The organism is Blautia sp. OF09-25XD (assembly GCF_003482095.1).
Classification (GTDB): Bacteria; Bacillota; Clostridia; order Lachnospirales; family Lachnospiraceae; genus Fusicatenibacter; species Fusicatenibacter saccharivorans.
This window is the reverse complement of record NZ_QUMG01000005.1, coordinates 23,373-44,833: the sequence shown is the minus strand read 5'-3', so window position 1 is coordinate 44,833 and position 21,461 is coordinate 23,373. Positions and strand designations below refer to the sequence as shown.

24 protein-coding genes are annotated in these 21,461 nt (G+C 40.7%); 1 reads left to right on the top strand and 23 read right to left on the bottom strand.

What is annotated here, in order from left to right:
* Nucleotides 1-34: 34 nt before the first annotated feature.
* The 8 genes from mutS to DXA93_RS05700 all read right to left on the bottom strand — a co-directional run bounded on the left by mutS (nucleotide 35) and on the right by DXA93_RS05700 (nucleotide 9,425).
* A complete protein-coding gene (gene mutS, locus DXA93_RS05735) occupies nucleotides 35-2,671 on the bottom strand; it encodes a DNA mismatch repair protein MutS (protein ID WP_119207878.1) in 2,637 nt (878 codons plus the stop codon).
* Between the two features lie 134 nt (nucleotides 2,672-2,805).
* Nucleotides 2,806-4,113: a tyrosine-type recombinase/integrase gene (locus tag DXA93_RS05730; protein WP_119207877.1), complete on the bottom strand. Its 1,308-nt coding sequence runs from the start codon at nucleotides 4,111-4,113 to the stop codon at nucleotides 2,806-2,808.
* A gap of 50 nt (nucleotides 4,114-4,163) precedes the next feature.
* On the bottom strand, nucleotides 4,164-4,376 hold the full coding sequence (locus tag DXA93_RS20845) for a helix-turn-helix domain-containing protein (protein WP_117801167.1): 213 nt from the start codon (nucleotides 4,374-4,376) through the stop codon (nucleotides 4,164-4,166).
* A gap of 163 nt (nucleotides 4,377-4,539) precedes the next feature.
* Complete coding sequence (locus tag DXA93_RS05720; protein ID WP_119207876.1) at nucleotides 4,540-5,547, bottom strand: hypothetical protein; 1,008 nt, start codon at nucleotides 5,545-5,547, stop codon at nucleotides 4,540-4,542.
* 29 nt (nucleotides 5,548-5,576) lie between these two features.
* Nucleotides 5,577-6,029, bottom strand: a complete 453-nt coding sequence (locus tag DXA93_RS05715) for a DUF188 domain-containing protein (protein WP_118640620.1) — start codon at nucleotides 6,027-6,029, stop codon at nucleotides 5,577-5,579.
* 335 nt (nucleotides 6,030-6,364) lie between these two features.
* Nucleotides 6,365-6,685 (bottom strand): metallophosphoesterase, encoded by a 321-nt coding sequence (locus DXA93_RS05710; RefSeq protein WP_119207875.1) that lies wholly within the window; start codon nucleotides 6,683-6,685, stop codon nucleotides 6,365-6,367.
* Between the two features lie 11 nt (nucleotides 6,686-6,696).
* Nucleotides 6,697-8,112 carry a hypothetical protein gene (locus DXA93_RS05705; RefSeq protein WP_117801175.1) on the bottom strand — a complete coding sequence of 472 codons (1,416 nt, stop codon included), beginning with the start codon at nucleotides 8,110-8,112 and terminating at the stop codon, nucleotides 6,697-6,699.
* Between the two features lie 206 nt (nucleotides 8,113-8,318).
* Nucleotides 8,319-9,425, bottom strand: a complete 1,107-nt coding sequence (locus DXA93_RS05700) for a hypothetical protein (RefSeq protein WP_119207874.1) — start codon at nucleotides 9,423-9,425, stop codon at nucleotides 8,319-8,321.
* A gap of 429 nt (nucleotides 9,426-9,854) precedes the next feature.
* On the opposite strand from DXA93_RS05700, the gene DXA93_RS05695 reads away from it, so the two are divergent.
* Entirely contained in the window at nucleotides 9,855-10,973 is a 1,119-nt protein-coding gene (locus tag DXA93_RS05695; RefSeq protein ID WP_147399531.1) for an NYN domain-containing protein, read from the top strand.
* Nucleotides 10,974-11,013: 40 nt separating this feature from the next.
* On the opposite strand, the gene DXA93_RS05690 is transcribed toward DXA93_RS05695, so the two are convergent.
* The 15 genes from DXA93_RS05690 to DXA93_RS05625 all read right to left on the bottom strand — a co-directional run bounded on the left by DXA93_RS05690 (nucleotide 11,014) and on the right by DXA93_RS05625 (nucleotide 21,427).
* Nucleotides 11,014-11,376 (bottom strand): hypothetical protein, encoded by a 363-nt coding sequence (locus DXA93_RS05690; protein WP_119207872.1) that lies wholly within the window; start codon nucleotides 11,374-11,376, stop codon nucleotides 11,014-11,016.
* A 191-nt stretch (nucleotides 11,377-11,567) separates the two neighbouring features.
* Nucleotides 11,568-13,373: a phage tail tip lysozyme gene (locus DXA93_RS05685; RefSeq protein WP_119207871.1), complete on the bottom strand. Its 1,806-nt coding sequence runs from the start codon at nucleotides 13,371-13,373 to the stop codon at nucleotides 11,568-11,570.
* On the bottom strand, nucleotides 13,370-13,738 hold the full coding sequence (locus DXA93_RS05680; RefSeq protein ID WP_147399303.1) for a hypothetical protein: 369 nt from the start codon (nucleotides 13,736-13,738) through the stop codon (nucleotides 13,370-13,372). Before DXA93_RS05680 ends, DXA93_RS05685 begins: the two co-directional genes overlap by 4 nt.
* Before the next feature lie 107 nt (nucleotides 13,739-13,845).
* Complete coding sequence (locus DXA93_RS05675; RefSeq protein ID WP_118640626.1) at nucleotides 13,846-14,352, bottom strand: SLOG family protein; 507 nt, start codon at nucleotides 14,350-14,352, stop codon at nucleotides 13,846-13,848.
* Nucleotides 14,353-14,466: 114 nt separating this feature from the next.
* Nucleotides 14,467-14,622, bottom strand: a complete 156-nt coding sequence (locus DXA93_RS17765) for a hypothetical protein (protein ID WP_158568351.1) — start codon at nucleotides 14,620-14,622, stop codon at nucleotides 14,467-14,469.
* An 81-nt stretch (nucleotides 14,623-14,703) separates the two neighbouring features.
* Nucleotides 14,704-15,519 (bottom strand): hypothetical protein, encoded by an 816-nt coding sequence (locus DXA93_RS05665; protein WP_119207870.1) that lies wholly within the window; start codon nucleotides 15,517-15,519, stop codon nucleotides 14,704-14,706.
* 159 nt (nucleotides 15,520-15,678) lie between these two features.
* Nucleotides 15,679-16,113, bottom strand: a complete 435-nt coding sequence (locus DXA93_RS05660; RefSeq protein WP_243109162.1) for a phosphodiester glycosidase family protein — start codon at nucleotides 16,111-16,113, stop codon at nucleotides 15,679-15,681.
* Nucleotides 16,114-16,121: 8 nt separating this feature from the next.
* The gene (locus DXA93_RS05655) at nucleotides 16,122-17,186 is read right to left on the bottom strand and encodes a hypothetical protein (RefSeq protein WP_119207868.1); all 1,065 of its coding nucleotides are present in this window, start codon (nucleotides 17,184-17,186) and stop codon (nucleotides 16,122-16,124) included.
* A gap of 134 nt (nucleotides 17,187-17,320) precedes the next feature.
* The gene (locus tag DXA93_RS05650; protein ID WP_117802119.1) at nucleotides 17,321-17,710 is read right to left on the bottom strand and encodes a hypothetical protein; all 390 of its coding nucleotides are present in this window, start codon (nucleotides 17,708-17,710) and stop codon (nucleotides 17,321-17,323) included.
* Complete coding sequence (locus DXA93_RS05645) at nucleotides 17,707-17,976, bottom strand: hypothetical protein (protein ID WP_117802120.1); 270 nt, start codon at nucleotides 17,974-17,976, stop codon at nucleotides 17,707-17,709. Before DXA93_RS05645 ends, DXA93_RS05650 begins: the two co-directional genes overlap by 4 nt.
* 160 nt (nucleotides 17,977-18,136) lie before the next feature.
* Nucleotides 18,137-18,514 (bottom strand): hypothetical protein, encoded by a 378-nt coding sequence (locus DXA93_RS05640; RefSeq protein WP_118640628.1) that lies wholly within the window; start codon nucleotides 18,512-18,514, stop codon nucleotides 18,137-18,139.
* A 532-nt stretch (nucleotides 18,515-19,046) separates the two neighbouring features.
* Nucleotides 19,047-19,307: a hypothetical protein gene (locus DXA93_RS05635; protein ID WP_118640630.1), complete on the bottom strand. Its 261-nt coding sequence runs from the start codon at nucleotides 19,305-19,307 to the stop codon at nucleotides 19,047-19,049.
* Nucleotides 19,308-19,526: 219 nt separating this feature from the next.
* Complete coding sequence (locus DXA93_RS19555) at nucleotides 19,527-20,066, bottom strand: hypothetical protein (RefSeq protein ID WP_330427273.1); 540 nt, start codon at nucleotides 20,064-20,066, stop codon at nucleotides 19,527-19,529.
* 365 nt (nucleotides 20,067-20,431) lie between these two features.
* Nucleotides 20,432-21,055 carry a DNA cytosine methyltransferase gene (locus DXA93_RS19550; protein ID WP_330427272.1) on the bottom strand — a complete coding sequence of 208 codons (624 nt, stop codon included), beginning with the start codon at nucleotides 21,053-21,055 and terminating at the stop codon, nucleotides 20,432-20,434.
* Between the two features lie 177 nt (nucleotides 21,056-21,232).
* Nucleotides 21,233-21,427: a hypothetical protein gene (locus tag DXA93_RS05625; protein WP_117802129.1), complete on the bottom strand. Its 195-nt coding sequence runs from the start codon at nucleotides 21,425-21,427 to the stop codon at nucleotides 21,233-21,235.
* Nucleotides 21,428-21,461: the final 34 nt, after the last annotated feature.

Genomic DNA, 21,461 nt, shown 5'->3' with positions numbered 1-21,461 from the left:
TTGATTCTAACTTATGTTCTGATCCAGTATTCCCCTATTTCCAGCGGTTTTTCACCTTTCCCTGGAAACGGTACAGGGTATTTAAAGCATCCATCGGTGTCATATTCGAGATATCAAGCTCCGAGAGCTCTTTGATGATATCATCGTCCTGCACCGTATCGAACAGCGACATCTGTGCCATATCGACCTCGTCGTAGTGAACCGGCTTTGCCTTCGGTTTCTTCTGCATGGTCAGATCCTTGACTGCTGCGGTAATATCGGCATCACTTAACTGCTCCACCAGCTCCTGGGCCCGGGAAAGCACCGACTCCGGCACACCTGCGAGGCGCGCCACCTGGATCCCGTAGCTCTTATCTGCACCGCCCTGTACAATTTTACGCAGGAACACAATATCGTCTCCCTTTTCCTTGACGGCGATACAGTAATTGTGTACTCCCGGCAGCTTTCCTTCGAGCTCCGTCAGTTCGTGGTAATGTGTCGCAAACAGCGTTTTCGCACCGAGCAACTTCGGATTCGCCACATGCTCGATGACCGCCCAGGCAATCGAAAGACCATCAAACGTACTCGTTCCCCGTCCGATCTCATCAAGGATCAAAAGACTGTTCGCGGTCGCATTCCGTAAAATATTTGCCACCTCCGTCATCTCAACCATAAACGTACTCTGGCCGCTTGCCAGGTCATCGGATGCGCCGACACGGGTAAAGATCCGGTCCACAATACCGATGTTTGCCTTCGAAGCCGGAACAAACGAACCGATCTGTGCCATCAGCACAATGAGGGCCGTCTGGCGCATATACGTCGATTTACCGGCCATGTTCGGTCCGGTGATGACGGAAACGCGGTGGTCACCGTTGTCAAGCAGGGTATCGTTTGCGATAAACATATCGTTTGGAATCATCTTCTCGACCACTGGGTGACGGCCGTCCTTGATATCAATCTTTCCGCGGCTGTTCAGCTTCGGACGCACATAGTGGTTGTGCTCGGCAACATAGGAAAGTGATGCATACACATCGAGCCGTGCCAGAGCCTGCGCCGTGCGCTGAATCCGCTCCGCCTCACCGGCAACCGTATCGCGCACCGTACAGAAAAGATCGTATTCCAGCGCATACAGTTTATCCTCCGCACCGAGAATCGTATCCTCGAGTTCCTTCAGACGCGGGGTAATGTAGCGCTCCGCATTCGTCAATGTCTGTTTTCTCGTATAGTAATCCGGGACAAGATCTTTAAACGAGTTCGTGACCTCCAGATAATAGCCGAATACCTTGTTGTATTTGACCTTCATATTTTTGATGCCGGTTTTCTCGCGCTCACTTGCCTCAAGCTCACTCAGCCACTGTTTGCCCTCGGTCTTGGCGTGACGGTAATTATCGACCATCTCGTTGTAGCCGTCCTTGATCATACCGCCGTCGCGCATCAGATACGGTGGATCATCCACGATTGCCGCATCGACAAGCTGATAGAGGTCTTCCAGCGGGTCGAGATCCTCCTGAATCTGCGCCAAAGCGCCGCCGTCAAACGAGTTTAAGAGCTGCTTGATGTAAGGCAGCATCTGCAGCGACGATTTAAAGGCGATCAGGTCACGCGGATTCGCGGACTGGTAGCTGATTCTTCCGACGAGACGCTCAAGGTCATAAACCGGACGGAGGTATTCACGGATTTCCTCGCGGAGCATCGCCTGCCCCGTTAGAGCCTCTACAGCATCGAGTCTTGCATTGATTTCCTCCTCGTCGATCAATGGCTGCTCTACGTAGCTTCGCAGAAGACGTGCGCCCATCGCCGTGCGGGTTTTATCGAGAACCCAGAGCAGGGAGCCGCGTTTCTGCTTCTCACGCAGCGTTTCCACAAGTTCAAGATTCCGGCGGCTGGAGCTGTCGATCAGCATATATTTGTCTGTCACATACGGTGTAATCGAATTCATGTGAGACAGATCCGATTTCTGTGTCTCGTGCAGATACTGGAACAGCGCACCGGCTGCAATTGTTCCGCAGTTGTAATCGGCGATGCCAAGGCCTTCCATCGTAGCAGCATGGAACTGTTCCTGCAGTGTACGGCGGCAGATGTCATCGTCGAAATACCAGTCTTCCAATGCATTCACGCAGATATGAAGGCGGGTCCGGAGATCCTCCACATCAATCCCGCAGAGCAGGAACGACTGATTGCAGATGATTTCCGCCGGCATAAACTTCGTGATCTCATCCACAAGGCGGCGCGGCTTGTCCATTTCCGTGACGAAGCACTGGCCGGTCGAGATATCTGCTGTAGAGATACCGAAGCATCCCTCCATGCAGACGATCGACATGATGTAGTTGTTCTTCGTCTCATCAAGTCCCTGCGGGATCAGCGTCGTACCCGGTGTGACAACGCGGATGACTTCGCGCTTTACCATGCCCTTTGCCTGTTTCGGGTCCTCCATCTGCTCGCAGATCGCAACCTTATGGCCGTTCTCTACAAGACGGTTGATATACCCTTCTGCAGCGTGATACGGGATACCGCACATCGGAGCGCGCTCCTCCATGCCGCAGTCCTTTCCGGTCAGCGTAAGCTCAAGTTCTTTGGATACCAGGGTGGCATCCTCGAAGAACATTTCGTAGAAATCACCTAAGCGGTAAAACAAAATGGTATTAGCCGGGTCAGTCAAGCCCGTCTTCGTCTGGCAATAATGTACCATCATAGGCGATAAATTCGCAGTTTTTAAAACATCCTTGCAAGTAGGGGATTTTTTGCTTATGATTTCTGGATTTGACCAGCTTTTGACCACCTTTTCTGTCTGACTTTGGTTTTGAGGTGTTTTGTTATTAGAAAAATTCATTTTTTCACCTTTTTATCCTTTAGATCAAAATTCGTATAAAAACTCTTCATACCCTTTCGAAGCTCTGGTTCGATATAGCTATTATCAAGATGAGTGTAATATTCGACCATTTTATCTGAACTGTGACCAACATACTCACGGACAACAGATTCCGGAACTTTGGCCTTTATCAGGGTGGTTACATATGTATGACGGAACATATGTGGTGTTACTTTGACCAGGTTTGGAGAACGTCCTTCTTTTTGGGCAAGCAATATTTCCGGTTCATTTATTGCCGTTTGAAAGTCATTGCATATTCGATCAAGCCAACTGCGATTAAGTGGATTGCCCGGTCCAGTAGTACAAACAAGATCCGGATATTGTTCAAGCAAGGGATTCGAACGTCCCCAATCGCGTCCGTACTGCTTCTTGTCTGCATCTTGCTGGGCTTTCCATTGTTTTAAAGCCTTAACTGCAATATCAGAAAGAGGAACGATACGATAACTTTTCTCACTTTTCGGCGTTGTTACTTGATGATACAACGCCGAATCATAAAGTCGATTTCCCTCCTCGTCAAAAATGTCTCGAACCTTTTTCACAGTTTTGTAGACTTTCAACTGCTTTTTCCTAAAATTTATATCTTTCCACTGTAGGGAAAGAAGTTCTCCGATTCTTAAGCCGCCATGTAATAGAACGATAAATAATTCATAATAGCGGCGTGATTGAATACTCTTGAAAAATTGTTCTAACACATCAGGAGTTAGTACCTGCTCAAACGTCCGTTCAAATAAGTCGTCCGGAGGTTTTTCGTTTACAGACTTAGGCGGTCCAGCGTATTGATATCCGGAGCATGGATCAAACGGTATGATACGATTTTCAAAAGCAGTGCGAAAAACTTGCTTTAAAACGGCCAAAGACTGTTGAATTGTAGTCGTTGCATATCCCTCTTTTTCGAGTTCTTGCATAGCCGACACAATATTTACATTTTTCACGTCAATTATTTTCATATAACCAATGTAATCTTCCACACGTTCAAAGCCTGTAACATAGTTATTAAGAGTTTGTGTTTTTAGTTTGGGCCGTGCATAATTCTTTAAATAAATTTCAAACCATTGTGAAACTGTTAGCGTAAACGAGAGGTTTAAATCTCTGTTTGCCATCAATAAGAGAAACTGTTTCTTTTTTTGCTTCAGTTTCCGAAGATTAGTATCATAGATACTATAGGGCTTTTTTTGCCCTTTGATTCTGATGCGAGCTTCATATCGACCGTCTTTTCTTTGATAGATGCCGGCACCAAGCTCTTTTCCATTTGAGTCTTTTCCCATATCATTCTCCTAATGATACGCGCATACGGATATTATCGTATCACGCGAACTTAAAAAATGCAAGTATGCTGGTCAATCCATCGTTCGAATTTTTTTCGATGGATCATAGTACGCCTGCCAATTTGAACCTTAAAGTTACTTTCATTCATGAGATCACGAAGTTTACGTTCTGAAATTCCGGTAAGCTCGGATGCTTCTTTCACAGATAGCAGAATTTTGTCTGAATCTAAATTATTTCCTTTTGTACGTTGCAAAATAGACACCTCTTTCTTGTTTTGATACTTATAGTATTAGAAATAAAAACAAAAAAAGCGTCAACTTTTTCGTCAACGCCTTTAGATGGTTATTTGTCAGATGTCTTTTTGCATTTTATTGCATCCTCAACAGCCTCTTCCCAGCTCATATGATATTTTTCCATGCGTGTTTTTACAGACCTCGCGTCAATTTGTAAAGCATGATAACAACGGTATAATGTAGGATATACTGTGTTTGAAAGACGACAGGATCTGCATCTTGAACGCGATGCATTCCAGTGGTTGATAATGCTTCTTGGATTGCCTGTTCTAACGTATATTGTTTGGATTTAACAAAATGTAAAATCGCGATTGGGTCTACGCCTATACGAGAACAGAGCTTTTCTACGCAATCGTATGTACTATTTTGGAATTGTATAGCATCCGGGTATAAGAGTGAAAGTTCTTGCAAAGCTAGAAAATGATTTGCTGATTCCTCGATGGTGCATTTTAGGCGGTGCGCTCTTGCAGCCACACTGCTATGACTTATATGATGCTGCTTGCAAAAAGCGGATAAGGAAGGATATGCCTCTCCGTTAATTTCCACAATCCAAAAGTCTGATGGGCGAGGCTTAGGTGGGGCAGAGACTTTTTTCTTTTTCTTCTTGGGAAGCACTTTGGGTGGAGCAATCTGATTCTCTTGACGCTGTTTTTGTGCTAGACAAGCCCTGATAGCGGCGGAAGGAGTTAGCTGATTCTTGTTTTTATAGGCATATACAACACTAGGACTCAATCCATATTCTTTACAACAAGCGATAATAGATGGATATTTTTGGTTGTTGAACTTGAAAGAATAACGGCTTTCATTTAAGACATAATGATCCAATGCTGCTTCAAAAGAGCATTTATGAGTGCGCTTATAGTAACTCACATTGTCAACAGGAACATTAAACAATTCACAGCATACCTTCATAGATGGATATGTTTGACCGTGATATTTCACGCAACGTCCTTTTTTTGCAGCCCTTAGATGGTCAATGGCTTTTTCCGCTGTGATATTTTTCTCCTTTTTCAGCGGGAAAACACAGGAATAGGCCACATCATAGTATTCGCAACAAGCTTTAATGCTGGAAAATATCTGTCCGTGATAAGGAAACTTGAATTTATCCAAATATTGTTGTCTTCGTTTAGATATGCGCATAAAACACCTCCCTTTTCTAATACAAATTCTTAGGCAAAAGCGGTCTTTTTAGTTTCGGCGGGGTTAATCATCTGCAATAAAGATTTCTGAAAATCATATTTTTTCTGAACAGAGCGTCTTTTTTTCTTACGATGGCGGATATTGGGATCGATCTGATTCAAATAACGGCTCATAAGAAGGGTGTCAATTGTTTCTTTTGAATAAATAGCTCCACTTGGATGCATAACCAGTGCGCCCTTAGCCATGACCAACGAAGCAAGTCCGTAATCCTGTGTTATAACGATATCTCCTATTTTGCATTCATTATAGATCTGCATATCGGAAGCATCTCTTCCGGGAGCCACCTTTTTAATTTTGCTGTAATCAGAATAAAGCTGGTGCGCTGTATCGCAGAACAACATTACTGGTAAGCCTTTCTCTTCCGCAATTTCTTCAATCTGACGGATTTTTGAACAAGAATCCGCGTCAACAATAATTCTCATTTGTAAAACCTCCTCTTCGAAAATTTTCTTATTGATAGTATTGCAAAAAGAAAAATACTTATATTCTCACGTAGGTGATTTTTTTGCAAAAAAAACACTGCCCATGCATTTTATGGAACAGTGTTTTTCTTTGAATAGGCTGTTATTTTACGTCATTTTGAGCGATCAGTTCATCCAGAGTGACTGGGGTATAATTGATAACATCGACGGATACATTATATCTTCTGTCAATATGTGTTACAGTTGTATTGTGAATATGACCGTGCAGGTGATAGGAACCCACATAAAATCCATTCCATTCCTCAATCGGATAATGGAACAGAACAACTTTACGTTCAGTATCCCTTACTTCTGCATAGGGACGGCACCATAAAAAAAGCGCTGGAGAAGTCCCGATTATGGATATTCTTGAAATCATGATTCCCAGTAACAAGGTATTTTTTGCCTGGAAGAGCCATAAGAAACTTCCCAATTCCCTTTTCATGATACATGCCAACATCACCAAGAATATATACTTCATCACAAGGACCAATACCTTTTTTCTTCCAATTTTGGAAAATAGTCCGGTGCATGTCATCGATTGTTGCAAATGGGCGACTGCATTTTTGAAGAATCGCCGGGTGAAACAAATGTAAATCACTAATATAATATTTCATAAAAATCTCCTTTAAGCGTCAAATTCAACGAGATAATTCATTACCATGGCAGCCTCTGAATAAAAGATGATTTCATCTTCTCTTAAAGAGCGTCCAGCTTTGGCATGAACACAATTTTTCTTTTTCTCTTCCAGCTCTCTTGGAGTAAAGTGGTGGCTCGATTCCACATAAAGTGGTTTCCCGTAAGCAACCGCAAAAAGGCCCATATACACGACGTTTTCATCTTCGTTTGTATATTTTGCAGAAGAACTGCTTGTATACAAAAAACTCTTGTTTGGATTAAGGGCAAAATAGACTCCATCACCAAACATACGTCCGTTTTCATATGAAGGAAGAATTTTGATGGAATTCTCCGTGATACTGAGCCAGTTTGCATTCCGGCTTCCGTGCCACATCTGCCGTACATAGCGAATATGATGCTCTTTACAATAGCTGTTAAAGGTTTTTTGCTGCCGATCTGGGATAACACGCCAGATTTTTCGTACTTTCTGCTGCAGAGAAGGGGTTAAGTGTTCGATAACTTCCTGCCGCTGGGAGTCTGTAGCTTCAAATACATGAATATTATGTTCCCGAAAACTGCCGATAGAACCGGACGGACGCATAACTTCCATCGCCGTGATAAGGTCATTTTCACGATCTATAATCGCAGGAAAATCAGACGTTTTCACAGCAAGAAGAGATTTAACATATCTGCTCTTTCGAGGGGAAATAGTTAATAATTTCTGAAGCGTCTCATTGAAATCCTTCAAAGTAGTCTTGGTACTTAATTCCGCAAGAATTTTCTTCGACTGAGATACCTGTTCAACGGTCACTTTGTCATGGTGGACCAAATGCCGTTCGACCATACCTTTAGCGTAGGTATACAGTTTTTGATATAATTCAATAGCTTCCGGACGCTGATCAGGAATGGTGGGTGCAACAGGTGTTTCCGACACAGCTGGAGCAAGATAAATAGAAGACTCGTCCTTGTATCCTTTTGAAAGCTTTTCATAGTAGCGAATCCAATATAGATGGATGGGATATGGGGTTTTCAAGTCCTTTTTTCCAAATGCTTCTCCCCTGCCAGCTCCGATACGTCCGTAAGTTGCATTCAGTACGGAACCAGATGGCCGAAAATGGTAGAATTTGTAATTGTTGGATACTGGGTTAATACAGGTTAAATAAGCTTCCGGATAGGTATCCTGTGGGAGCTGGATGGTATTGTACTCTTCTGTTACATACATACTCGGATAGATGGTCCCGTCCTTTGCGAATGTGCCACGCTGTTTAACGTCAAACTCCGCTTCTCCTACAGGTGTAGAAACAAGTAAACGATTGGGAACGGACAAATTTAATAACTGCTCCCCAATGGCCTTATACAAGGCAGATTCTGTTTGTGGAACTTCCATATTCCGGGTATCGTTGTACGTCTTAATAGTAATATGCATATTTTTCTCCTTGGACAAATTGAATTTCAGATCGGTTATTGATATACTCCTTTCTTCATGAATTGATCTGATACCCCTAGAATGTGGAAAAGTGAAAAAAACAAAATGGTCGGGAATAAATCCCGGCCATTTTGTGTCTCTATTGTTGTTTCAATTCGATAATATACTGAAGCGTTACCTGTGCATCGTCAAAAATAACAACCTCGTCATTCCTTAAAGATGTGCCAGCATGAGCAAAAACAGCATCGTGAGGTGAAATGCGGGATTTGGTTAGCGATTTCATGCCCGAGGTCCATGTGTAGACATGATAGGGTGACTTGTACACGGTTTTCATAACAAATAGATAGGCTTTGTCTGAGGTGCCATGTACCCAAAAAGACCCATTCAATGAGGTATATCCAATACTTTTTTTTCGCTTTTGGAGCAAGATATATTCCATAGCCGAACATATGACCGACTTTGGGCGCTTTGGGATTTAAGATAAGTCCATTATGTAAAATGGACAGGCAATTCATATTTCTGGACCCATGATACCAGTAATGAATGTCTTCTTTATGATAATTATGTTTGTCATAATAATTCCAAAAAGCGTTATCTCTATTGGAATTTTTAACACGGAATGCTTTTGAAAAGCAATCTGCAGAATGCCCCATGTGTCGTTTGATTTGCCGGAGTTCTTCTTCATCGTTTACAGGGGTGATTGATAACTTCCATTCTTCCAGAAGAGTTTTTTCTTTGCTGTCATTAGACGGCAATGCCTGCATCTGGGTTTCCATCATGCGCAGCAGATCAGTTTCTCGATCTATAACATTCTGAATCTGCTCCGGATCGGCATCTGCCGGGAGCAAATAGTCTGCAACATTTTTCATTTTCCGAGGCAATAGAGCAAATAATTGTTCCAGAAGAGAATTATCCTTTAATGGATCATTTGAAAATTGATTCAAAATATCTTCTGCTTGCGTGATCATCTGCGGGCTAACCTCGGATACGGATACAGAATAATTAGATTTGATGGCCATAGATGATTCCTGTTGCAAAAAAGAAATGAGTTCACGAACAGAATCATCCTCGATTTCTTTGTATGTATAGGAAGAATGTACATCCATGAGTTCTGTCTTGTCCTGATAGCCCTCTGAAATTTTCTTTTGATACATTTTATCCCATACTGATATAGGATAATAACGGATGTATGGAGCAGCCCCAACACGCCCCATTTCTACCTTAAATGTTGTATTCGAGTCCTGAATCATTCGAAAATACATATTTCGATTTTCAGATGGTATAATTCGGATCATAATAGCTACGTGTGCCATTTGACATCTCCTTTTGACATAATGTATTTCAGACCTTCGTTTTTACGCTCCTCTCATGAAATATTGATCTGATGTTTTTAGAATGACGAATCAAAAGAAGAATAAATTTTATGTACGTGAAAAACGTTTTTTGAAATTATTTTCCATACTATATATCGGAAACAAAATATACAAAGGAGGAATTTGATTATGTGTAATTCAGAAATGGATCTCGGACTGGAAGCATCCAAATATAAAAATCCGAGATTCGATATTGTTTCAAGAATCGCGTATCTGCTAGGCGTATCGGAGGAGTATTTTTGGGGTGAAGAAAGCAATTTTGATGAGACAATCTATACGGGGCTGGAGGAATGTAAAGATGCAAGGATTGTCCGGAATTTGTGTATTATTCGGACTGCATTATTAAGAAACAATGGAAGAATCCGGAATTTGTTTCAGTATGATATGAAAAATATTGATACAATTCCGGAATATATTGACCCGGAATGTATTAAAAAGCTCAAAAAGGATGACGTAGATATCTGGAGAGCTAATTGGACCCCGGCGAAATACGTTGTGTTAGTCAGTGCTGAAATCAAAAAGTATATCAATGGCTGCAAGAATAGTTTTCCACTATGGCTTAATTGGGACTACGTAAAAGATATGTTTTGCCTTCCGGAACTCAAAGAAAGACAAGTTTCAAAGCTGGTAGAATCGTATGGAGAAAAACGGAACCGATTTCCCTATACGATGTATGTCGTAGGGGCATTATCTGTAGAAGTAGGGAATATCTTGTACAATGATGAGAAGTTTGTAAGTTATCTGTACAGGCGAAACGGAGATGTCTTTGATGATCTTTCTAAGGTGACGGATGCCAGCGACGAAATCAAAAAGAATATTAAGGATTATATTCAGGACAATCAGGAAATTACGATTGTTGTGGATTGTGAAAATGCAAACCCATATAAGCTCTACTCTGTTTTGGACGGACTTGAGCCAGCAACACGAGAACACATCAAAAAAATTGTTTTATATAACGATGTACATACTACGGTTACCTGGCGATTGCTGCAGCGATTGATTCCGGGGGTAGAACACAAAATGATTCCGCGGGTTAAGGCAGATAAGTCTTTAGTGGACATTTCTTTGGCTGTCGGAACAACAAGGGAATATTTTGAACAAGGAACAAAAGCTTTCATTTTGGTATCGTCTGATTCGGATTATTGGGGACTGATTAAGGGGCTGCCGGAATGCAGTTTCCTTCTGTTGGTTGAACAGGAAAATACCAGTTCCGCAATTAAAAGTGCAATGATACGGAATGGGATTCCATACGCGGAGATTGATGATTTCTGCTCCTCGAATCTTGAAAAAGTGTATGCGCTGGCACTTAATCAAGAAGTCCAGAATGCCCTTGGAAAATACGGATTTTGTATGGATGACATACTAGCTAAGGCGGTTGAAAATATCCGGATTAATTTGTCCCCAAACGAAGTGGAGCAGTACAAACAGAAATACTTGAAAAATTTGCACACGGTTCAGAAAAACGGATATATATCTTTGGAAATTTAATGGCGAAAAAAAAGAGATGTCAGTCGGCATCTCTTTTTTACTACTCTTCTATCTTATAATTCCCTTCTTGTGAGTATATGACTCGAAAATTTTCTCTTCCATGGTGATAGAGAGATCTGTTTTTGTAAACGTAGATTGTTATTTGCTCTGGAAAGCCGACATCATAGGAAAAACGAATATTTCGAAAGCCATTATGAAGGGTTTTGGCAATTAAATCTTTTGCGTATTCATTCTTGTTCAAAAATAAAGTGTTGGCAATTACACTAAATTCCTGAGTATAGGACGTATCAGAGGCGGTCGAAAAAGAATTCACCACACGTTCCTTACGGCCCCATTGTAAATAAGCTACTGATAATAGAATGATAAAAGCCATCATTGCAATAACTATATGTTTCTTTTTCACATCCAACCCCTCCTCATTAACGATGCTCATATATAAATAGACTCGTAATTAATATTGTACGCCAAATAATGTTGATATAGCAACCAAAATCGTAAAAGAAGTTATAAAAGATAATAAAATCCGACTGATTCCAAGCAGAATTGCTTAAATCAGTCGGATTTTGGGTAACATGGAGATTTTTTGAGAAAGTTTTATTCTACGGGTGACTGGTATTCCTGGAATACCTCATAAATCTGTTTGGCTGCCGAAACCCGCTCGATTTCTTCACGATCAAGGTCTTTGCATTTTTCGTATTCGCGCAGAAATGCAGTGGCAGCATCTTCAACGCTGTCTGAAGTTTTAAGACGTTCTAACAGCGAAGGATTATGTTTTTCCAGATAGGCGATAAGGCTATCCAGCTGCCCAGAAATAGACCCTAAGCTCTTCCCTTTATCAATGGTATATTTGCACAGATAGGACTTGATTTCAGGATCTGTGAAGCCGCATAAACCATACCCATATCTACCACCACTGTAAATACCCAAAGAAGAGCTGTGAATGACTTCTTCACGGCTGATACTGCCGGCATCAACCAGTGCAGTATACTGCGTACCAGTGAGTCCGGATTTCTTCACAGAACCGCTTTCCAGAAGTGTTGGGTCCAGATCTGTAGAGGCTTCATTTGCAATGTTGCCCATAATACCGGCGGTTCCTTCTTTGGAAAAGCCATGCATACGCAGATAATTCCAAATTTTTTCAGCATTGGTATCTCCGATCTCATCATTAGATGTAAAACGGCGGATGGTAAGAATGGTGTCACTATCTACCTTCCGGGTATCGACAATGCCCTGATCTTCATTAAGGGCTTCTACGATTTTTCCATTTCCGTCATAGAGAGCAACGTGTCCATCGTAGCAGACAACATCACCAGCTTTTGCATCAGCAAGGCTTTTTACCTCTTCGCCCAGTGATCTCCAGCCATAAGAGGTGGTATATTCACCATCGTAAGCGCCGCAGCGTGTCAAAATCTGCCATACAAAATGGGAGCAGTCGATTCCATTCGTGAGCGAATTTCCGCCCCAGACGTAGGAATTTCCGACGAACTGTTTGGCAAAAGTGATGATTCCTTCGCCGGAAGAATTGGTTACATCATAAACCGTTTCTTTTTTATAAGAAAACGCTTCATTTTCTTCAGGATCAATTACCTGTTCAGCAAGCTCCATATTGTCTTCTCCAGTCCGGGAAACGTAGGTTAATGCCGTTTTTCCCTGCTGCAGATAGTTGCTTTTGACAAAGCCGCGGACATCGCCAGATTCGATGTATACCCATTTTTGATCTGAATCAGAAATAACATAACAAAGAGCTTTTGGAGAAAGGGTTCCGACAATACGTGACTTTGTGAAAGCGGATTCTCTGACATTAAGCCTTGTGTTGACCTTTGCATAAGCATACACTTTATCAACGCGGGCAAACCCGGCACGAAGATCCTTTTTCCCTATGTAATTTTCATAGTTAATTGTCTGACTCCAATCTTCTACTGCAGCCGCTTCTGCCGCATTATCGGAAGAGGGATCTGCGTCTTTTGTGGATGTAGAACTGGAATTTGCATCTTTTTTAGTGGATTCAGAATCAGCTTTTGGCTTAGTCTCAGAGATTGATGCGTCTGGTGTTGGAGCTTTGGAAGGCTCTGGAGCCGGAGTAACGGATGGGGTGACAGATGGGGTGACAGATGGGGTAACATCTGGTTCCGTAGGTGCCGGATCTTCTGAGTCATCTTTTTCCTCTGGTTCCTTAGAAGTATCAGATGACGAGTCTTCTGGCTTTTCCGGTGTTTCAGATGCGCCAGAATCAGAATCTGTTTTTTCAGATACAGAATCATCTGTCGAGACATCACTTGAATCCACTACAGTTTCCTGCCCGGATGCTAATGGTTCTGCATAGGCGGATGCTGGAGTGAGAAACATTCCTGCAGCCATGCTAAGAACGGTAAAAGTAGTGCTGACTTTCTTTGATTTCACTTTTTGTCCTCCTGTAAATTTGATTTATAAATATCAACGCCCGTAACTAAGCAAAATTCATCAGCAGTAAGCTGGAAAGGAATTGATTCCTTTGCATGCTCCGCTACGGTGCAGATATTATCAGATAACTGAATCAGATCAATATAGGAAACAGGCTCAGATGGCTGAACGCGGTCAGACATACAAGCTCCTGTATCATTCGAAATCTGCAGATATTCTTTTCCATATGCATTCTCTTTGGTAATATGCACATAGGTGGCTTCCGAACCGTTTTCATACAACTTCAAAAAATTAGCAGCATATGAGTTCTTATCTGGTTTTGGAAGGGAAATTTCATTCAAAAATTCTAATACTGTTTTGATCATTAAATTATTGGCCGTAATCATACATTAAAAAACATGAAACAGCGTCCTCCTTCTTTGGTAAATTTTGTTTCTAAGTATAGTATTGTAAATATTTAAAAAATTTTCACTCAAAGATGTTCAAAGTAGTCATCTGCGCCCCAAAGAAGGTTATCAGCGAGGTTTGTAGTCCATATTCCATTATCAATTGCATAATCTATGATGGATTGCGTATAAGGCGCAGTCTTGGAATCCGAATAGTAAATACAATAATTACTACCATCAATAAGCTGCTGATTACGCTCTGAATAGATGCCTTTTCGATAAGCAGAATAAGAATAACGATAAATACTGTATTGCATAACCTGTTGTAAGCGTTGCTGGTCTTCCATCGTCCACCTTGAGGTATAATGGGGATATGGGAGCAGCAGAATCATCTGGATATAGGGATAATATTGTTTGAAATTCAGAACTTCTTCCGCAGCAACTAAGTCAAACCCATATGAGCCACCACACGCAAAAAAATAGCCTCCTGCATTCAGATAATTCAGAATAGCCTGCTGCAGACGGGGGCGCAAAGCCCACTGTTCATTTAATGATAAGTCTCTGTTTCCGATAAATGTGCATGCTTTAGCCATGTTGATGCTCTCCTTGAAATAATTTCTATATATTGAGTATTGTAAATATAAAATAAAAAAGGTCCTGAATCTTCAAAATGAAGTCAGAACCTTTGTGGCTATGGGGATTTTTGATTATTTGCAGCAAGGATCTGTATCAAGGCAGTCGATCATAGCATCGTAGCCATTTTCACTGTTCTGAAACAGAAATTTACGCGCGTTGCGTTTGTTTGTAAAGTCTTTCTCCGGTACAGATGGGCCGGAAACGATGTAGTGTTTTGGGTTACGCATAAAAAGTTTTTTCAAAAAATTCAGCATAATATAATCCTTTCTTGATAAAAAATATCATTTGAGCATAGTCGTAAAATAGATTTAGTTCCGTGCGGAAGTACATACATCTTCGTATTTGATCGATTTTTGATAATCTTCTGGAGAAATTGGGATAATTTCTGAAATCTCATCAAACTCGGGCCGAACATGTTTTTCAAGGTAGTCCATATCAAAATAGGGCATTTTAAAAGCCAGCGTATCTTCATAATGAGGATTTACCTTGAAGTAAAGTGGAGGCTTTGGCGAATTTTCAATCCTCAGAATTTCCGGAATCGAATATCCAAGATCTACAGGAACCCAGTTATCCTCTTCTCCTTCCGGGATTTTTTCGTCAGGTACAGCACCCATGTTGGCATAAAGTTCTGCCGTAGTTGATTCAGGATATAAGGAAGCAATACGACGTAACGTATCCTCAATGCATGCTGAAAAATCCGATGATCCAAGTACAAAGTTAGCTGGGACAATGCAATGGCAAGGAAAATCAATTCCGACAGCAAAATAAGTTGCCATCTGTTCGCCATCTTTCAAAATAGCATACAAGATATCGTTGTCCAGAGTCCATTTGAACGTGGGGAGCAAAGGATCAATATCCGCATCATTTCCAGTAAGTTCTACGTAAGTGGCACCATATAACATTGCATAATCCAGAATCCGTTCCAGATCAGGTGCGACACCAAGGGAATCAAGCAAATTGTAGTCACGCATATTAGGGGTTACCGGAATATATTGCATACTGTGAATACGGCAGATAGATGACTGTCCATCATGGGAACAGCTATTATCCTGAAAACTTGTGAAATAATAGGTCATTTGTGAAAGATGCTTTCTGTTTAGACGCAAAATTTTAATAGGTTTCATAAATATACTCCTTGACAAAATGTATTTCAGATCTTATAGGTTTCGGTACTCCTTTCATCGTTTATTTGATCTGATGAAAATAGTATGAAAAATTAGCCCGAAAACAAAAATGTCATTATAAATGGGAGAGTTTCCCATCCAATCCAGAGCTATGAATATTTATGGCAAAAAGCTCAGAAAATCGACAACCGGACGTTCATCGTATTGCGCAGGTGTGTTTAATAACTTTCCATTCACGACAAGGGAACTGCTACCGCCGCCGTCCATGCTTCTTGCATAGGTACATCCAAGATTGGCGAAAATACTCTGCAATTCAGCAAAAGACAATCCATTTTTGTACTGTGCCGTTCCGGCAGTAATCATATAATACTCTCCTGGCTGAACCATACCGATTGCTGTTCGGTTATAGTAAGTATTATTTATTTTTTGCTGATTTGCCAAATCTACTTTTTGACCGTCCTGGATTAGCAGTGGATCAGCTGTCCCCCAAATATCTTTGACTCCGGATGCAAGGAGTGTAGAAGCTGAAATTCCAGCCGATGGAGTATAAAACTTTCCAGTGTTGTCCAGGCAGATTTCTTTCCCATTCGTCACACCGTCTTTTAAAATTTTTCCATCTTTAATAAAACATCCAGCGCATACAGGTTGCCACTATCATATGAAAAATAACTGCCGTTTGTTGTGACTGCTGCTCCTGTACGGCCGGCATATGTAGTCGGATATTCTCTATAGCTGCCCCAACTGTCATTTGATAGTCCGCCTTTGACTTGATTAGATGGATCGTTGACGATAATATGGGTTAAGAAATATTCACCGCTCTCCGTGTATTTTTGCTGAACGGAAACGAAAATACTATCGGTTGTGACATTAGATACACTATTATCTAATTCTGCCTTATAGGTCTCGGCGGCGACGACAGCAGCTGTTTTTTGCTTTGCAGTGATTGTTGATGTATATTCTTTTCCAAGATAGGTAACAGAAATATCATTATTTCCTGCTGCCAATGAAATTGTGTCAGAAATTTCAACATCATCTACAGACAATTCTTTCTTTTCGTTGCCACTATACGTGACTTCATAAGAAAAATCAGATTTTGGATAATCCCCTTCATAGAGAAGTTCTTTACTTTCCATTGACAATTTGCTGATCGTGTTCAGTGGAATCTCATACTGCTCCTCGCCCAGAATAGTCTTTGCAGTTACAGTATGATCATCTGCAGTTAAAATTTCAGGAGTCTTTGTGAGTTCAAAATCGGATACGGCCAGTTCCTTTTGGGTATTATCCGCATAAATAAGCTTCGCAGATATGTCTTCCGAGTGGAAAGAATCTCCTTCGTAGATCGGTCCATCCGCATAACTCCATGCGATATGATCGGCTTTAATAGCTTTTACAGGTACAGATACGGACATATCTCCGTACGTCACAGTAATGCGTTGGATGGACTTAGACAGCTTTTTAGGGCTGATAGAAATGTCTGTTACCGGATTTTTCCTTCCGAGCAGGCTTACAGTGTTTGCATGAAAGCTTTTGGCAGAGACTGCATCGTACTGATAAGGTGTTTTACCAGCGTAAGTAGCTTCCAATTTGCATGGAATAAACCATGCGGCAGATAAGGCAATGCCTAGAAGGCAAATACCTGTTCCAATAATAAGTTTTTTGTGTCTCAATTTTTCATACCTCCTATTGTATTTGTTGTTCAAATATAGTATTGAAAACACAATGGGATTTTTTGAAAAATTGAAAAAGGTTCCGGAAACACATGCATCTGCAGTGTTCCCAGAACCTTTCTGAATAGTGCTTTTTACTTGTTTTCCAGCAATTCTTCAATACGATCACATAATAACTCAAAAGCTGAAGTACCGGCTTTTCCACTCTTTAAAACGGCTTCTCTGAGCGCTTCTACTGCTTCGGGTTCTGTCGTACAATCCGTATTATCAGAAATGCAGGTGTAAATTCTGCATGCAAGCTCATAGTCGGCAGCCCTTTCAGGATCTTTACCAATCTGTTTGCAGAGATCCAAATAATTCTCAATGGATTGGTGAAACATTGCGTTGACCTCAAGAATGGATCTTCCATGAAAATTCAAAGAATCAGAAATGCAGCGGACCTCACCTACATAGATCTTATCTTCTGGTTCGTATGATATATCAGCAGTGTATCCTTTATAGTTTATGGAAAAATTGATTTTCATAAGCTGCTCCTTTCTGTAACAATTTTTTCTCTACGAGACATATTGTCCCGAATAATACCATAATTAAGCTCTTCAGGCGATTTTGAATGATATTCCTGGAATCGCTGGCGGGCTATGTCGGAACTCTCTAAACCGGAAAATCCGCCGGAATATTCCTTTTTTGTGTTATAGAACTTCAGATCGAAGCCTTTTCGAGTAAACGAATCCATATTATCATGCATGATCTTCTGAAACGAAACAAGGCATTCTCCATAGAGTGTTGCCATCTGACGGATTCCTTCTACGGAATTACCCAGCGTTTTTATGGTACCTAAATGAAGCGTGTCTATTTTGTACGTAATAGACCAGGCTCCGCGGATAGAAAGATCCAGATAATATCCCTCGTTATATCCCGGAGAAAGGACAAAAAGTGGATCAAATTCGTATTTAATTTTCTAAAATATAATTATGGTCAAAATTCCCTTGAGAATTAAATGTACTAATCATATCAAAAATATTATTGCGAAGCATGGTTAAAATATCGCTTGATAGATGACAAATCATTTCTGTATATTCATTATATTCATCATCTTTTAATAGACAATGACAACCTAGCCACTTATTTTCTGCATTTTCTTTGATCCAATTTGAGTCAGTTGAAAATGATTCATAAACTTGGTTTTCAAGATTTACTTCATGTTCAGAGTTGGGGTCATCTTTTAAGAACCATTGAAAGTTTCCTAGTTCATTACAGGCTGTATGACATACTAAATAAAAGTCTGCATTTTTATTTTCTCTTGCAATTGTTATAAATTTTTTTTGCATATTATTTGTCTCCTTTTAATTATCTTCGCCTTGAGCTATCATCAGTTAAATCCTTATTTAATCAAATCTCTTATCGTATTTTTTATCTCCTACAAGGTCAACATCTGTATAATTATCAAGCATTTCTCATAATGCCCCTCTTGCTTAGTAATTCCTGAATATGTTTCATACGGATTAGGAAGATTATGTTTTTTACAACATTCATAGCAGATTACAAAACTTCTAGTTTTTTCTCTATTTCCATATGGTTCATTATCTGTATGATACCTAGCAAAATTTTGAAAAGGTGTCATAGATAACAGCGTTGCCGTTCTATCACAGTCTTTTCCACAAAAATCACATATAGCGTGTATCATGCTCATTACCTCTCTTTCTACTGATATTAATAGAATTGTAAAAAAAGCACACGATAAAAATAAACTTTAATTTTTATCATGTGCTATAAAACAGGTTATGTTTTATGTGAAAAATATTCAATACATTAAAGATTTATTTTACTATCTTTTGGAACGGTCACATTTAAGACAATCTTTCATCGTTGCATAGCATCCAGAATAGCTTGTCGTTCTTTTTCAGCTTCTACTAAATCAATATCAAAAAATTCAGCAAGTAACTTTTCTTTATTGATATAGTCTCCGTTACCCATAACATTGGCAAATGGACTTTCTCTCTTTTGTTTTCTGTCAAACATGGTATATTTTCTTAAGAGCCAATCAAGAAATTCTCCACAAAGCTGTGATTGTTCCTGAATTTCAATCATTATATCCAGCGTTGGTGTTTCAATTTTATTCATATTTTCATCCTTCTTTTCCCATGAAAGCAATTTTTCATTTGCAAAATTTAAATTACTATTCTTTTAATGATTTCACAATCATTTTTACATTTTGCGCATCACCGTTATGTGCTTTCCGGTGGTGCGTAGTTTCTTTAATATATACAGTTTTTCCGGACTTATATGTCCGCATGTGTCCGCGGGTCTTCCAAGCGTCTACGTGAAAATTCCGCACAATATTTATGCAAATTTCAACTGTCCATTGCGCTCAGTTTGGATTCTGTCTGGGCGACAAATGGGCTGCCTTTCTGCTTTGCACAGTTCAGGAAGATTCGCTTTTACAAGGGCGGCTGGTATGGGTGGGCAAACGGCATTGCCACATCTTTTAACCTGCTCTGCTCTCTGATAGGTCTTTCCCGTATAGTCATGATCGATGATATAATCACTTGGAAAGCCCTGGCATCCATAAAGTTCCTGTGGTTCCAGCATTCTCAGCCCAATATCTACGATTTGATAATCCGTTCCTGAAATTGTAACAAGCCCGAATTTATCTTTGGTAGTTATGACATTTAATGGTTCTTTCAGGTCTCCTTCGCTACGATTTCCATGGAATTTCAAAAGAAAGGCTCTTACTTCACCGAAATGTCCGTCTCCGGCTGTGATGGTAGGAAGAGGATTCCGAATGTCCTTTCCATCGCAGTGATTATTCATCTGAACAAGAGTTGCAGCCACAATGCTGTTATGATCCCATGCAGTAACAGTAGGTAATGGATTTTTCATGCATTCTCCTGCTCCTTTATATCCTCCTGAATAATATTTGTGCAAAAATGCAGAAATTTTTCCTGATTTGCAGGGAGCAAGCGTCGGCCGCACAATTCCATACCCATTTTTCGCTGTGATTGTAGGGAGCGGGATGTGTAAATCCCCTGCTTTCCGATCTCCACCGTGGTTGCATTGGACAAGAAAAGGTTCTGGGTTCTCTAAGATATATTTTTGGATTCCTCTTGCAATCCGCTCCATCGTTTTCGGAGAAAGCGGTCTTTGCGCACGGATGCCATATTTTTCCTTAATTTCTTCTGCCGTATCAAAAATACTTGGGCAAGGACGCTGAAAGTCGATTTGCGTGTAGGCTCCCAGATATGGCTTTAAATGCCCATTTTTGACTTCTGGCTATCAGCCGGCGCATGCGTAGGTGAGGGCCATACAATAGGCTTTCCGTCGCATCGAGCAATCAGAAAAAATCTCTTTCGGGTTGTAGGTGCGCCATAATCAGCAGCAATCAGCTCTCGATATTGAACCTCATATCCTAAATCATTGAGCTGATGAACAAATTTCTGAAATGTTGTGCCGCGTTTGGCTTTGATTGGATGATGCTGCCTGTTAAGAGGCCCCCATCCTTTGAATTCCTCTACATTCTCCAGCATAATAACTCGCGGACGTACTAATCCCGCCCATCTGCAGGCTACCCAGGCCAAGCCACGGATGTTCTTATCCTTGGGCTTTCCGCCTTTTGCTTTGCTGAAATGTTTACAATCTGGTGAAAACCAGGCAAGCCCTACTGGACGTCCATTGCAAACCTTAACAGGATCTACCATCCATACATCTTCGCAATAGTGTTTTGTGTTTGGATGATTGGTCTGGTGCATTCGAATTGCCTCTGGATCGTGATTTATAGCAATATCAACGCTATAACCAGTAGCAAGTTCAATGCCTGTACTTGCCCCGCCACCGCCAGCAAAGTTGTCAACGATTAATTCTCCGTTGATCATGTTAATTCTCCTTTTTTGACAAAATGTATTTCAGATCTAATTTGTATACTCCTTTCCTCGTTTATTGATCTGATACTGATAGAATTAGAAAGAATGTAAAAAACAAAAAATGCAGGTCTTTTTGGGGGCGGTATTTGCAATAAGAAAAGGGGATGCTGCTCGCACCCCCTGGGTTGTTTATTTCGTTTTCCGATATCCGCGTTCAATATTTTCGTCTCTTGGAACGAAATAAGGATATCCATGAGAATCATACTTTAATTTCAGATATACTTTTTCTGTTCGATGTGTCTTGGGATTGTCCAGAAGTGCATATATCTGGGATGCTTTCGGCGGCTGACGTTTCAGCTTTTGAAATAATACTGTCCATAACATAAAATTTTCCTCCTTCTATTTAACATTCAAATAT